At 39.8% G+C, this 13,504-nt stretch carries 10 protein-coding genes and 3 pseudogenes; 6 read left to right on the top strand and 7 right to left on the bottom strand.

Translation table 11 applies throughout. The features are described from left to right. Window positions 1-188: 188 nt before the first annotated feature. The 4 genes and pseudogenes from RXX31_RS19515 to RXX31_RS19530 all read right to left on the bottom strand — a co-directional run. Window positions 189-353 (bottom strand): hypothetical protein, encoded by a 165-nt coding sequence (locus RXX31_RS19515; RefSeq protein ID WP_317591366.1) that lies wholly within the window; start codon window positions 351-353, stop codon window positions 189-191. An 806-nt stretch (window positions 354-1,159) separates the two neighbouring features. Further along, window positions 1,160-1,342: pseudogene (locus tag RXX31_RS19520) on the bottom strand (transposase); the annotation flags it as partial. Between the two features lie 266 nt (window positions 1,343-1,608). Next, window positions 1,609-2,361 (bottom strand): sugar nucleotide-binding protein, encoded by a 753-nt coding sequence (locus tag RXX31_RS19525; RefSeq protein ID WP_317591367.1) that lies wholly within the window; start codon window positions 2,359-2,361, stop codon window positions 1,609-1,611. A 232-nt stretch (window positions 2,362-2,593) separates the two neighbouring features. After that, a pseudogene (locus tag RXX31_RS19530) lies at window positions 2,594-2,737 on the bottom strand (DUF1349 domain-containing protein); the annotation flags it as partial. 349 nt (window positions 2,738-3,086) lie between these two features. Here RXX31_RS19530 and RXX31_RS19535 point away from each other — a divergent pair. The 3 genes and pseudogenes from RXX31_RS19535 to RXX31_RS19545 all read left to right on the top strand — a co-directional run bounded on the left by RXX31_RS19535 (window position 3,087) and on the right by RXX31_RS19545 (window position 4,332). Continuing rightward, window positions 3,087-3,776: an SDR family oxidoreductase gene (locus RXX31_RS19535; protein ID WP_317591368.1), complete on the top strand. Its 690-nt coding sequence runs from the start codon at window positions 3,087-3,089 to the stop codon at window positions 3,774-3,776. Between the two features lie 63 nt (window positions 3,777-3,839). Beyond that, window positions 3,840-4,153, top strand: a pseudogene (locus tag RXX31_RS19540) (helix-turn-helix domain-containing protein); the annotation flags it as partial. Beyond that, a complete protein-coding gene (locus RXX31_RS19545) occupies window positions 4,105-4,332 on the top strand; it encodes a hypothetical protein (protein WP_411197991.1) in 228 nt (75 codons plus the stop codon). The pseudogene RXX31_RS19540 and the gene RXX31_RS19545, both read left to right, overlap by 49 nt. A 525-nt stretch (window positions 4,333-4,857) precedes the next feature. On the opposite strand, the gene RXX31_RS19550 is transcribed toward RXX31_RS19545, so the two are convergent. Beyond that, window positions 4,858-5,262 (bottom strand): H-NS family nucleoid-associated regulatory protein, encoded by a 405-nt coding sequence (locus tag RXX31_RS19550; RefSeq protein ID WP_317591369.1) that lies wholly within the window; start codon window positions 5,260-5,262, stop codon window positions 4,858-4,860. A 475-nt stretch (window positions 5,263-5,737) separates the two neighbouring features. Between RXX31_RS19550 and RXX31_RS19555 the strand changes: the two genes are divergently transcribed. Next, window positions 5,738-6,082 (top strand): DUF3316 domain-containing protein, encoded by a 345-nt coding sequence (locus tag RXX31_RS19555; protein WP_317591370.1) that lies wholly within the window; start codon window positions 5,738-5,740, stop codon window positions 6,080-6,082. A 565-nt stretch (window positions 6,083-6,647) separates the two neighbouring features. Here RXX31_RS19555 and RXX31_RS19560 read toward each other — a convergent pair. Continuing rightward, complete coding sequence (locus RXX31_RS19560) at window positions 6,648-7,622, bottom strand: porin (RefSeq protein WP_317591371.1); 975 nt, start codon at window positions 7,620-7,622, stop codon at window positions 6,648-6,650. Between the two features lie 139 nt (window positions 7,623-7,761). Beyond that, entirely contained in the window at window positions 7,762-8,685 is a 924-nt protein-coding gene (locus tag RXX31_RS19565; RefSeq protein WP_317591372.1) for a LysR family transcriptional regulator, read from the bottom strand. 378 nt (window positions 8,686-9,063) lie between these two features. Here RXX31_RS19565 and RXX31_RS19570 point away from each other — a divergent pair, with 378 nt between their 5' ends. Further along, window positions 9,064-10,233, top strand: a complete 1,170-nt coding sequence (locus RXX31_RS19570; protein WP_317591373.1) for an efflux RND transporter periplasmic adaptor subunit — start codon at window positions 9,064-9,066, stop codon at window positions 10,231-10,233. 12 nt (window positions 10,234-10,245) lie between these two features. Beyond that, complete coding sequence (locus tag RXX31_RS19575; RefSeq protein ID WP_317591374.1) at window positions 10,246-13,386, top strand: multidrug efflux RND transporter permease subunit; 3,141 nt, start codon at window positions 10,246-10,248, stop codon at window positions 13,384-13,386. The last annotated feature ends 118 nt before the right edge of the window (window positions 13,387-13,504 follow it).

Here is a 13,504-nt window from a genome sequence, read left to right on the forward strand (position 1 = left end):
TTCATTGGAATAGTTGGTTAAGTGTAGTCTAGTCCTTATAAAGGATTAGGCTGAATCTTCTCACAATTCAATATCTTCTGTAGCCTAAGGCTTTGTTTCCAAATTCAACTTAGGAGTAAAGCCCAATCCAAGCAACTATATTTAAAACAGAACACTGAGTTTCAGACAAACATCTGCTGTTCTTAAGGCTATTCACGCATATTTGAATCAATCTGCTTGTTCATCTCTTCCATAACCTTTTCAACTAACTCATTCACTCGCTTGAGAGTTTCATCAAACTCTTTCTCACTTTCTTCCTCCAACTCTGAACGTTTTTTAGGCTCTGAGGGACGACTAGAGAAGTCTTTTTTCATTAGAATACCCCATTATATAACTAAGACACATATGCATACAAATGCATTTTCATGCATATGTGTATGGAATAACATCATTCAAAAGCTTAAATGTAATGGACATACCTTTCTTCTACTATCGTTATGCCAAACCATTGGTGCCGGCAGTGAGTACAGGAGTAACAAATACTGCTCTGCGCCAGTCAGACATGACTCCTCATTAGGCGACATTTTGATTTTAGATTACTGACTTTAAAGCCTAAGAGCGCTGTTCAAGCAACGGTGTGTGTAGGCTACTACGACACTAATGCTCTGCAAGGATAACAAGTCCAATCCGTACAGGCGATTGCCATTAAAAATGGTTCATTGTGGTTCCCTACCATTAAAATTGATTTGAAATCGCTAGCATGGTTCATTAAGGTACGTTTCACTCATAGTAATCAGTATCGTTGCTCAATCCGGTCACGGCTTTTAAATTGGTTAAAAATATTAATTGAATTCAAATGCCTAGTCATTGAGCAGATGCAATTTTGCGCACGCGTCAATAGGGTCATTACGACTCTTAGCAGGCAGGCGTCAGATATCTTGTCATACATGTTTGTATCTGGGGTTCGTTAAGGTACTCTTAAAACTTCACCAGCACCAAACGTCTCTAGTCATCCGTTACTTGCCCATGAGTCACCGATGCCAACGTCAACTAGGTAAATAAACTATGACATACAACGCTCATTCTTTTACTAGTGGTGATTGACTCATGCCAACGCCTCATTGGTTAACCATACGTCTGGCTCTAAAGGTCGATACAAGAAGTATCCTTGAAAATATGGTACCATGAGAGCAGTTGTGATAGCTAGGTCACTAAACAATCGTGGTCTACCACGCCTATCCTGCTTAGGTTGTTTCCACTCAGCTATCGCCTCTTCGTCAATCCAAAACGTGAGTGAACCTCGGTTGATTAGTGAGTTATTGTTCTTGCGCCAGTTAGTGGTTTTGTAGCGAGGCTTCGACATGAAACTAAAGTAAGTGAATGAATGTCCCTGATCTGATCGTAAGATTCTGATTTAGTTCATTCGATTTCTGCAACAAAGCCTAGTTAGGACACAAGGTTTGGGTGGTAAGTGGGTGTATAACAAAGTATCAACCTTCCAACGAGAAGAAATCACACTCTGTAACCTCAGCGTCCAAGACTATTATTGCCGATTACTTAAAAGACAAAATGCCTGACCAATACTTAATTCATATGAATGAAGTATGCGCCTAAGTTGTGCAGCCTAAATCAAATATCAGCAAAGCGATAGCTGAGATTAGGAACAGCTATTCGTTCATCGATCAAACGTTGATCATGTTTGTAGTCGGAGGTTCTCTCTATTATCCAAGGCCTGTTGTAATACTTTTTCATAGTACAAACTAACTGATAAAAACTCCATTGGTCATGTACGTTGCTGTCTAAATGATATAAACCTGGGATATTTCTCTCAATCAATTGTAAACATGCAATAGCCGTATCCTCCATGTGCGATGTTGCAGGGAGCCAATGCGTACTTGCTTGGATTTTGCCTTCCGAAGCAAAAAGTCTATCTAGGTGTGAAAGCATATTGTTGTTAGCTTTGTCATCATGAAACTGCCACCCCAAACGAGCAATCATGGCATCAGGGTTTTTGTCCCATATAGCATCTTCACAACGAACTTTGTACAACCCATATTGATCTTTTGTGTCTCTTTCATTGGTTATCTTGTATGGGCCGTTGTTTGATGAGTCGAAAACCATTGCGGTACTAGTAAACAAGTAAGGTATGTTTCTTTTCGCACACTTATCAGCCAACCATGCAGCCCATTCTTCGCGACCCAGCGCCATATGGCAAATCGCATCTACTTCAAGAGGATTCAGAAATTGCTCACATAGTTCTTTATTGTTGGGGGGATTATCGTAATGATTCCATTCGATAACCTCCCATCCGCGAGCAGTAAACTGTCGAGCAACAATAGGGCCTAAGGAGCCAGTCAATCCTGTCATTAAAATTCTTTTCATGGTTCTAATATCTCTCTGTAATTGAGTTAATACTATATTAATTTGAACTTAACGATGATTCCAAAAGTAAAGACAGGTAAGGAGACTCGTATAACATATTGTAGGGGTAAAGACCTCTTAACATTTCAATAAGTTAGGTATCTATGCAATTAGCGATAAGGTTTCGTATTGCTTTGCAAGGTGAGGAAAAATCATTTTCCTTCTCATTTGTTGTGTGGTTATTAGTTAGAGTTTAAGCCTCGTGAGCCAACCAATTACATGCTTCGAGTGTCATATCTGAAAATCTAGATGTGAATGATGATTTTGAAGGGCTGCATGCATAAACACCAAAACGTACCGAGTTTTGAGTTGGTAATGGCGGGTTACACTTTCCCACAATGTCAAAAAGCTCAAGCAAGAGAGGCTCATCCATTTTGCCAGTGCTTTCTAATACCAATCGTAGTAAATAACTGGTCATTTTAGCTTGTTAAAATACTCAATAACATCGTTATCATTTTTGATTGTAGAATAACTACTTATCGAAAAATTCTGCCTTGTTCTCAAGCATTTTTCCTACGCTATTTCTGCTCACTTACTTACTGTGATTGGTATAAGCAAATTGTTAGAGGGTACTAGCCTAGAGTTCGATAATGTCGAATTTTGCCCTATTACCTTTACAATTTTGAGCCAATATCGCTTCCCTGTTATAGACTTCCTACACCAAAAGAAACCTATTGAGGATATAAATGTCTACTGTATTGATTACGGGGGCAAACCGTGGTCTTGGCCTTGAGTTTGTTCAACAATACCTTGCAAAAGACTGGAATGTATTAGCCGCTTGTCGTGCCCCAGAGCACGCTAGTGATTTAGTTAAATTATCTGAAACCCATAACCTTGAACTGCTAAAACTGGACGTTACCGTTGAACAGGATATCAACAAACTTGGTGAACAGCTAAAAGGTCGTGCCATTGATCACTTGGTCCTTAATGCTGGAGTTTTAGGTGAAGATTGTGCAACGCTAGGTGAGATGACTCAGTCAAAGTGGCTTGAGGTATTGAACATAAACACTGTTGCACCTGCACTTCTTATCCAAACGCTCAGAGAGCATGTTGCTGCGAGCAAGCTTAAAACCATTGTTGGCATCTCAAGCCGAGTAGCCAGTATTGGTGACAACAGCTCTGGCAATATGTATAGCTACCGTACATCAAAGGCGGCGCTTAACCAGATCCTAGTATCTACGGCACGAAACCTAGCACAGCAGGGGGTTAAAACCTTGGCCGTTCACCCTGGTTGGGTTCAAACCGATATGGGTGGTAAAGATGCAACCTTTACTGCGCAAGAGAGTGTAGCAGGCATCATCAATGTGACAGAATCTCTACCACTAGAAGAGTCTGGTAGCTTCCGAGTATTTGATGGTTCAAGTATCGAGTGGTAATAAAAAACATTTTAATATGAGTGATTCATAGACATCCTTTCAACCATACTGGATGTCTAGTCTATGGGCAGAGAAATTCAGCAAAGACTAAAGTGGATAAAGAGTCCGGTGATGCAGGCTTCGTATGCCGTCGTTGTGATATTTCTAAGCCAGCATTGCGGAAGTGGGCAAATCGATACAAGCAGGACGGAATCGCTGGTCTCGAAAGCCAGAGTAGACGGCCTCATTCTTCTCCTGATACTAAAATTACGGATGAATTGAGATCATTGATCCTTGAGATGCGTGTGAAACGTAATCTAGGGGCGCGGCGCTTGCAAACAAAACTAATTTGGCTTCACCAAATACACTTAAGGACAGCAACAACCCACAAGGTTTTATTTCTGTCAACGGCTTTTTCGCTCGTAATGGCTTCAAGTTTACAATGACGGATTTTGATGATTTGACATTTGAACGAGAAGGCGTTCAGGTTAACGTACATTTCGATATAGACTCTAATGCAGAATCAGCGTCTATCTGGTCAAAGAACTCTAACTTCTCACAACATTCTTCACTATAGTCACCTTTAATATTCAACCAGAAGAACACTCAGAATTAGACTTCACGCGAAGTGCGTGGCGGCCTTTATACGATGTCTTGCTCTTCTGCTTCCTATGACAACTACAGAGCTTGGTTACTTCAGTACCTAACACTTATTCGCGCTGGCTGGTATTGGTGTTTTTCATCACAGGTGCAACACACATAGAGCTGGGATTGACTTAAAGATAACAGTATTAATGCAGCGACTTTCACTCTAACGTCAGTCTTCCTTTAGAGTTCAAAGAGGTGCTTAATTCTATATTTATTGACTTTGAACTACGTTTAGTAGTCATCAACATTGAACGTGCACAACAAATAGTGGAATATGTCAATCAAGGGGTTAATTGAGATAGGAAGTCTAGATATGTTAGGACATATGAAAATCAATATTTTTATATTCCAGATATAACAATATTGATAGTTCTCAGGGACCCCACTCAGTAACTTGAGACGAAGATGTCAGCGTATCAATACTGACACCATGGTTATAAAGTGGTTTGTATATTTAAATAACAAAGTAATCCAATGTTTGACCAGCATCAAGTGCTTTTTGGATAACAGATGGCGTACGACCTTGACCAGTCCATGTCTTTTCTACACCATTGTCATCAACGTATTTATACTTAGCAGATCGAGCCTGACGCTTTCCCTTACTCTTGGACTTTTTCAATGAAAGTGCCGAGACAAGTTCATTAACATCAATTCCCTGCTCTTTGATCTGTTTTGCTATCGCGGCAAGCTTTGCTTCTTTCTCAACTTGTTCTGCCCGCAAAGTTTCCTCTTCTTCACGTCGCTCTTCAACAACTGTCGTTAACTTGCTGCAAGCTTCTTCAAGCTGATTTAACGTAAGGTCCCGAGAAAATGCTCTTAGACTACGAATATTAAACAATATGTTTTCCAATTCTTTCATACTAGCTCCAATTAGTCCTTATATAAAGTAAGGTATATGGGTGATATTAATCTGAAGGTCATTTTCAGATTAATACTTAACAATTAAATTACCTCAAATTTATATTTTATAAATAATTTTTTGACTTGTAAATTAATATAATATGAATAGCCACCGACTTGATAGACACCTTTTAGTTAGATTTTGGACCGAGGTCCTTGTGCAGTTTATGTTTGTAGTTTAACTGCTCTATACTTCATGCAACGTCAATACCACTCAATAAGAACCTTGCCTACCCAACCCATATACTCGCAGATACTCATGCTTTAGTAGCAAAAAGTGCTTAATTTAAATTGTTGACAAATCATCCATAGTTAATGGTTAATAATGTGATGTACAGCACATTATTATAATGGCATTATCACCTTTGTCGAGAGATATTAACATGGATTCGTTGGACATCTTGACTTTGTAATACACATTAAAAGGTGACTATATGAAAAAACTAATGACGCTCTCATCACTGTTATTATTCAGTTTATCTGCTACTGCTGGTATTCATGTCGAACACTCAACAAACAAAGTTGTTCTCAATGATTTTACGACAAAAGATGCCGCTTATGGCTCTGCGTTTGATCTTGTCGATGAATACCAAACTCTATCAAAACATGAACTTAGAAGTCGTCTAAGCATCATTGGAAGCGGTTTTCCCCGTGATATTGCTATCGATGATAGTAAGGTTAGAGTTGAAGAGTACGCACTTAACCGTGATGAAGTGAAATATCGTGCAATAATAAACTTCGATTATCACTACAGAACAAGTGACGGCGGCAAAAACTAGAAACACCAGCACCTTTACTTTCTTATAGTCCTTCCTATTTTAAGAAAGTAAAGGTGTCTAATAATATTCAAACGACTGCTTTTTACAACTCACTCTCTCCTCATATAAGCAGTATAAAGTCCTACCTCTATCGTTTAAATAAAAAATCATCCTTCTAACCTTCATTCAGATACATTTAGACCTAGTTGTTTGGCATTTTTCATAAGCTAGGATCGCCATATGGATTCTCAAATCACTTTAACAAAGACGACACTTGAAGATGAGATCACTTCTCTATGAAGGACGACTATACCAAACCTCGACAATTGTTTTTTATTTTCCTTAACGCTTAAATTAAAAATAAAAAAGGCAACAAGATAAGTCTTGTTGCCAAAGGAAAATAGATAATTCAAAAAATATGAAAATGAAAACTAGCAGTGGACTAGCTAACAAAAAAATTATACCCAAAATATTTTAACAAGTAACGATCAACATAATCCATTATATATGGACAAAACAGCACTTATAAAAATCACACTAAATAATAAAAAAGCCTGAAAATGATTTCAGGCTTTTTACTAAATTTTTAGAATGAATATCTCGCAGCTATTGCAAGAATATCGTCTTCATTGTCTACATCTGTAATTCTGTATTCTGCCAACGCTTTAAAATTAGAAGTCAAATCATACTCTGCACCTAGTGAGTAGTAATCGACAACATCTTCATCATCACGCTCTAGGTTGTTGTAACCAACTAATGTCAAAAATTTATCTGTTACTTTATAAGTGGCAACTGCTTCAATACCTGTGTAATCAATATTACTTTCAGAACCATCTTTAGCCCAGTTTTCACCATCACTGTATAAAACAGAGGCATAAAACTTGTCGTATTCAAATGCAATAGCACCCGTTAGCAGCTCTGCATCTTCTGCACCTGATTGCCCTTCACCTTCGTTGTAACCAAGCGCAACTTTGAAGCCATATGGCAATTTGTAGTCAGCCGCAACACCATAAGAGGCTGCATCTGTTGACACTTCATCGTTTTCAGCTTGATAGCTGACATGAATATTCAAACCTTCGTAGTTTGTCGTTAGCTTAAATACTGAATCAGAACGACCGGTACCGTATAGATCCGCACTAACGCCTGCAGCTTCATTACCAAACTCAGGGAAAATATCCGTATAGTCAGATACTAAAGTTACCGCACCGTATTGACGTCCATAACTTACTGTTCCGTAATCTGCACCAACTCCAACGTAACCTTTTCGGATATCAAATTCATCATCTTCAACCCCATCAGCATCTCTACGATTAGACTTAAATTCTAATTCATATAATCCGAAGGCATAAAGATCTTCATTTATTTTTGATTCACCTGCAAGTCCTACTCGAATGTAGCTGTTATCTCCATCGGCGTTTTTATCATCGGAAAAATAATACATTCCTTGCGCTCGGCCGTGAATGTTTAATACTGATTCTTGGTCTTCATAAACTACAGCTGAATTTGCAGCACTTGCAGAAAAAAGTGCTGCGATTGCGATCGACATTCTTGTCATTTTCATTTTATTACCACTACTTGTGTTGTTAAATGCGAGTGGAATTATGAACAGTGACAATTATTTTTAAAGTGCAAATTCAACCATATTCTATGGATAAATATAAGCAAATTATGAATCAAAAAAACATGCACCAATGCTCATATTAGTCGAGATAATTCATCCAAATAGGTGGAGTTCCTATTATTTTTTGAACAGTATCAATGAATGATTTTGCTAATGGCTGTTGATTTCGGTGGGTATACATTGCATATATTTCACCTTTTGCGGGAAGATTGTAATCAGGAAGTAATTGCACAAGATCTTGTTTACTCAAACTCTCTTGAAGAAAGAACTGCCCTATCAAAGCATATCCTAAATCAGATTTTACGGCATCGAGCATTAACTCTGATTCATTAACAAAGTACTGCCCATTGATATTATACGTTCTAACGTCTTTTGATGACTGACTTGGTGCTATACGTAGCTTATCCGCCTTAAAGTTAGTATTGGAGTATATTACTGCTGGCATTTTTATAAGCTCTTCTGGAGAGTTAGGTGTTCCATATTTCTCAATAAAGCGCTTAGATGCAACCAGTGCCATATTATTACTTGCCAACTTACGTACTATCATGTTGGACTCTCGGATTGGTCCGATACGGAACACAACATCAAAACCTTCGTGGATAACATCGACTCGATTATCATCGAGCAGCAGCTCTACGGTAATGTTTGGGTACTGTTTAATAAATTCTTTAACTGCCTGATTTAAATATGCTCTGCCAAAAAAAGTGGAGCTTGATATTTTCAGGTGACCTTTCAGTTCATCCTGAAAAGTGGCAGCAATACTGCGAGTTTCAGTTAGAACCTCTCTTACTTTCTTAGCTTGCGCCACCATCTCAACACCGGCATTGGTCAGAGATAGCGAACGCGTGGAACGGTTTAATAGCCGTAAGCCCAATTCATCCTCTAGCTTTTTGATCTGTTTTGACAAAGCTGAACGATCTATATGATTTCTGTCAGCAGCCTTAGCAAAAGTTCCGTACTCAGAGACATCTAGTAGTAATTCCAGTTGGCTTGCGAGATCCACTGCACAATTCCTTATTTAGTTTTTATTCTTTATGTGATGGAAGATGGATTTTACAAAATTAATTTCAAATTTTTATGGTTCATATTGCATTAGTGAATTGCAAATAATGCACGAATCAAAAACACTTGAAATTTCGCCACTCTCTTTAACTTCTGTTTAGTTATTTCTATCTATTATGGCTTATTACATTTAACAATACGCCACGGTTTTAAAACCCTAAACTGACCTTTTTCAAACCAAAAAGTGAGCATTTTGACCAATATTTAATCGTGCATTTTTATCACTACTCTATGTTCGCTGAGGGCCTATTTACCCATAGGCACAATGAATATAATGCCGTTCCTTTTAGTATGAACAGAATCATTTAGGGCGCGACAAATGTTAAAGAAAGTTTTCGGCATTGGCCTTTTATCCGTTTTAGCTGCTTGTGCAGACGAAGAGATAACCAAACAACCTGATACTCCCTTACCAACGATAGATGTATCCAAAGTCATCTATGAGCCCGTTCAGTCGTGGTTCACCTTTACAACGAGACTTCAAGCACCAGAGAAGGTTTCTTTAATGCCACGCATTTCCGGAGTTATTGAAACGGTCGAGTTCAAAGACGGACAGAGTGTCAACAAAGGCGACTTACTCGTCACTCTCGATGATCGAACCTTCAAAGCTCAGGTCTCGCGACTTGAAGCACAAGTTAAAAGTGCTCAAGCTGCGCTAGAACAAGCAGCAAGCGAACAAAAGAGAGCAGCTCAACTTGTTAAGCGAAAAGCCATCTCAGCTGAACAAGCAGAGGCCCGTGATACAGCAGTAAAACAACGCTCAGCAGAACTAATGGCTTTGCGTGCTCAGTTAGAATCCGCAAAGTTAGATCTTGAGTTTACGCAGATCTATGCCCCTATTAGCGGCACTATTTCTAGAGCATTCATTACCAAAGGAAACAATGTAAACGCAAATCAAAGCGTTATATCAAACATTGTCTCTAACGAGCAGGTATATGCATACTTTGATGTCGATGAACGAACTTGGAACCGTTATTTCTCGACAATCAATGCCGACTCTAACTTACCTACCCGTCTTGAACTATCTGGACAAAATGGACAGGAGTTTTTTGGACGCGTTGACTTTGTTGATAACTCCATCAACGAAAACACTGGTACTTTGCAGGTTCGAGCTGTATTCGATGCAACAAAATCAAACTTAAAAGTGGGATCGTTTGGCCGAGTCCAAATATCTACAACCAAACCAGTTGAACGAGTCCTTGTTCCAGAACGTTCTATTGGCACAGATCTAGAGAACCGTTTTGTATTAACAGTCAATGAAGAAAATACGTTGCAGTACAGTATCGTAACCTTAGGCGAACGTTACGGAACATTTCGTGCCATTGAGAATGGCTTGGACGCCGACTCAATTATTGCGGTAAATGGCCCAGCAAAAGTGGGCCCCAATAGCAAAATCACACCAAAAAATGTAACGCTAGATATTAGCAACACTTCGTTGATTATGGCTTCAAACTCAACCTCGTCGCCAATTAAACGTTTAGCTCAAGACTAAAAAGGCAACCGAATGAAATTTGCACACTTTTTTATTCAAAGACCCATATTTGCCTCTATGGTATCGCTATTGATATTAATAGTAGGAGCGATTTCACTTTTACAGTTGCCTGTCAGTGAATATCCAGAGGTTGTCCCTCCTACAGTCGTAGTTACTGCAAACTATCCTGGAGCCAACCCAAAAGTAATCGCAGAAACAGTTGCTACACCTTTGGAGCAAGAAATTAACGGTACAGAAAACATGCTATATATGTTTTCTCAGGCAACCAGTGACGGTAGAATGACGTTGACTGTAACCTTTGCTTTAGGTACGGACTTGGACAAAGCTCAGGTTCAAATTCAAAACCGCGTTACTACAGCTTTGCCTCGATTACCAGAAGCCGTCCAACGGTTAGGGGTTGTTGCCGAAAAAGCTTCTCCTGATCTCACCATGGTTGTACATATATATTCTCCAGATTCTAGCCGTGAAGTCAGTTATTTAGCTAACTACGCTAATTTAAACTTGAAAGATGAGATAGCTCGGCTCGGAGGCGTTGGTGATGTGCGCCTTTTCGGTGGTGATGAGTACTCAATGCGCTTATGGTTAAATCCAGATGAGCTCGCTTCTAGAAACCTAACCGTAATGGATGTTGTCTCTGCCGTCCGCTCTCAAAACCAACAGGTGGCAGCAGGCTCATTAGGCGCGCAACCAGCCGCTAATGAAAACCAATTCCAAGTTTTGTTAAACGTAAAGGGGCGCTTGGAAAATATTGATGAATTTAACAACATTGTAGTAAAAGTTGACGACACTGGGGCTTTGACACGTGTGAAAGACGTTGCACGCGTAGAGCTAGGTCAAAATTCTTATGCACTGCGCGCATTGTTAAATGGTAAACCAGCGGTGGCGATGCCCGTATTCCAACGTCCTGGTGCCAATGCTATTGAGCTATCTAATCAGGTTCGCTCAACCATGGACCGTTTACAAACAGCCTTTCCATCTGGAGTATCATATGAAATAGCCTACGACCCAACCGTCTTTGTCCGTGGCTCGATAGACGCGGTAGTTAATACTCTGCTAGAGGCAATTGTACTTGTTGTTGTCGTAGTAATTTTGTTTTTGCAAACATGGCGCGCATCCATCATCCCTATCATTGCTGTGCCTGTTTCATTAATCGGTACGTTCGCCGTAATGCAAATGCTCGGAGTATCGATTAACACGCTGTCGTTGTTTGGGCTTGTTCTTGCGATAGGCATAGTCGTCGATGACGCCATTGTCGTCGTCGAAAACGTGGAGCGGAACATCCATAATGGTCTCGCACCACTAGAAGCAACGAAACAAGCAATGACCGAAGTTACCGGGCCAATTATTGCAATTGCATTGGTGTTATGTGCTGTGTTTATCCCGACGACCTTTATCACAGGGTTATCCGGTCAGTTTTATAAGCAGTTCGCACTAACAATTACGATCTCGACTATTATTTCAGCAATTAACTCGTTGACTTTATCGCCTGCTTTATCAGCACTGCTATTACAAGATAAGAACGCAAAACCCGATCGTCTGACCAAGCTCCTAGATACTGTTTTTGGTAGGTACGTTTTTGCACCATTCAATAAAATTTTTGAGTATAGCTCGAACCAATATCAAGCTCTGGTCAAGAAGCTGATTCGTTTTAGCCTTGTTGTGGTGGTGGTATACATTGCGTTACTCGGTGGAACGGTTTCTCTATTCAAAGCTGTTCCGGGAGGATTTATTCCTCAACAAGATAAGCAGTACTTAGTTGCGATCGCCCAACTTCCAGATGCAGCAAGTTTAGATAGAACAGAGTCCGTTATTAAAGAAATGGAAAACCTCGCTCTGGCAACACCTGGCGTAGCACAAACCATTTCTTTCCCTGGCTTATCTGTTAATGGTTTTACTAACAGTCCGAATAGTGGCATCGTTTTTGTTACGCTTGAGGACTTCGATAAACGAAATGATCCAACTCTCGGAGCAAATACGATTGTTGCATCTTTGAATAAGAGCTTTTCAATTATTGATGAAGCCTTCGTTGCGATTTTCCCACCGCCACCAATCCAAGGACTTGGCTCTACTGGCGGCTTTAAGCTTCAAATCGAAGACCGCGCGAACAAGGGGTTTGATGAGCTCTTCAAGCAATTGAACTTGGTAATAAGTGAAGCATCAACAAGACCCGAGCTGATGGGATTATATTCCACATTTCGCATACAAGTGCCGCAGATGGACATCCAAATAGATCGTGAACAAGCGATGCTGCAAGGTGTTCCTCTAGAGCAGGTTTTTGATGCGCTTCAAGTTTATTTAGGATCGTTATATGTCAATGACTTCAATATGTTTGGTAGAACATACAAAGTGAATGCACAGGCAGATATGAACTATCGTCTCGAACCTGACCAAATACTTAATTACAAAGTAAGAAATGCTGCCGGGCAAATGGTTCCTCTTGGCGCTGTACTGGAGATCATACCCACGATCGGACCTGACCGAGTGATGCACTATAACGGCTACCCTAGTGCAGAACTAAACGGTAGTCCTGCTTTTGGTTACAGTTCTGACCAAGCCCAAACGGCTATTGAGGAAGTACTGGACCAAAACCTGGCAGAGGGAATGGCTTATGAGTGGACTGATGTAACCTACCAGCAGATTTTGGCTGGTAATACGATGGTGTATATATTCCCACTTGTTGTTTTATTAGTTTTCATGGTGCTAGCTTCACAGTACGAGAGTTTAAAACTGCCATTCGCTATCATTTTGATCGTCCCAATGACCATTTTTTCTGCACTAGCAGGCGTCTGGTTCATTGGTGGTGACAACAATATATTCACGCAAATTGCTTTGATTGTCCTTGTTGCTCTAGCGTGTAAAAACGCCATCTTGATGGTGGAGTTCGCGAAAGAACTTAAAGACAATGGCCAAGATAGCCTATCAGCAATTTTGGAAGCATGTCGCTTACGTCTTCGACCGATATTAATGACATCAATTGCATTTACCGCAGGTGTTATTCCATTAATGATTGGTACAGGAGCCGGAGCGGAAATGCGAAAAGCAATGGGTATTGCCGTATTCTCGGGTATGGTAGGCGTAACGGTATTTGGACTATTACTAACACCTGTTTTTTACATGTTGGTTAGTCGCAACAAAGAACGTCAAACAGTATAAATATCAAGAAAGTATTCATTTAAACTCATACAAAGGGAGCTAATGCTCCCTTTTTCTATTTGTTATTAAGTATGTTAATAATTTCTAGACAATATATAAGTTATACATGAAACTAATA

The sequence above is a fragment of the Vibrio sp. EA2 genome (assembly GCF_033042495.1).
Classification (GTDB): Bacteria; Pseudomonadota; Gammaproteobacteria; order Enterobacterales; family Vibrionaceae; genus Vibrio.

Coding starts and splice junctions, on each gene's coding strand:
- RXX31_RS19515 (WP_317591366.1), bottom strand. CDS start 353: ATGAAAAAAGACTTCTCTAGTCGTCCCTCAGAGCCTAAAAAACGTTCA.
- RXX31_RS19525 (WP_317591367.1), bottom strand. CDS start 2,361: ATGAAAAGAATTTTAATGACAGGATTGACTGGCTCCTTAGGCCCTATT.
- RXX31_RS19535 (WP_317591368.1), top strand. CDS start 3,087: ATGTCTACTGTATTGATTACGGGGGCAAACCGTGGTCTTGGCCTTGAG.
- RXX31_RS19550 (WP_317591369.1), bottom strand. CDS start 5,262: ATGAAAGAATTGGAAAACATATTGTTTAATATTCGTAGTCTAAGAGCA.
- RXX31_RS19555 (WP_317591370.1), top strand. CDS start 5,738: ATGAAAAAACTAATGACGCTCTCATCACTGTTATTATTCAGTTTATCT.
- RXX31_RS19560 (WP_317591371.1), bottom strand. CDS start 7,622: ATGAAAATGACAAGAATGTCGATCGCAATCGCAGCACTTTTTTCTGCA.
- RXX31_RS19570 (WP_317591373.1), top strand. CDS start 9,064: ATGTTAAAGAAAGTTTTCGGCATTGGCCTTTTATCCGTTTTAGCTGCT.
- RXX31_RS19575 (WP_317591374.1), top strand. CDS start 10,246: ATGAAATTTGCACACTTTTTTATTCAAAGACCCATATTTGCCTCTATG.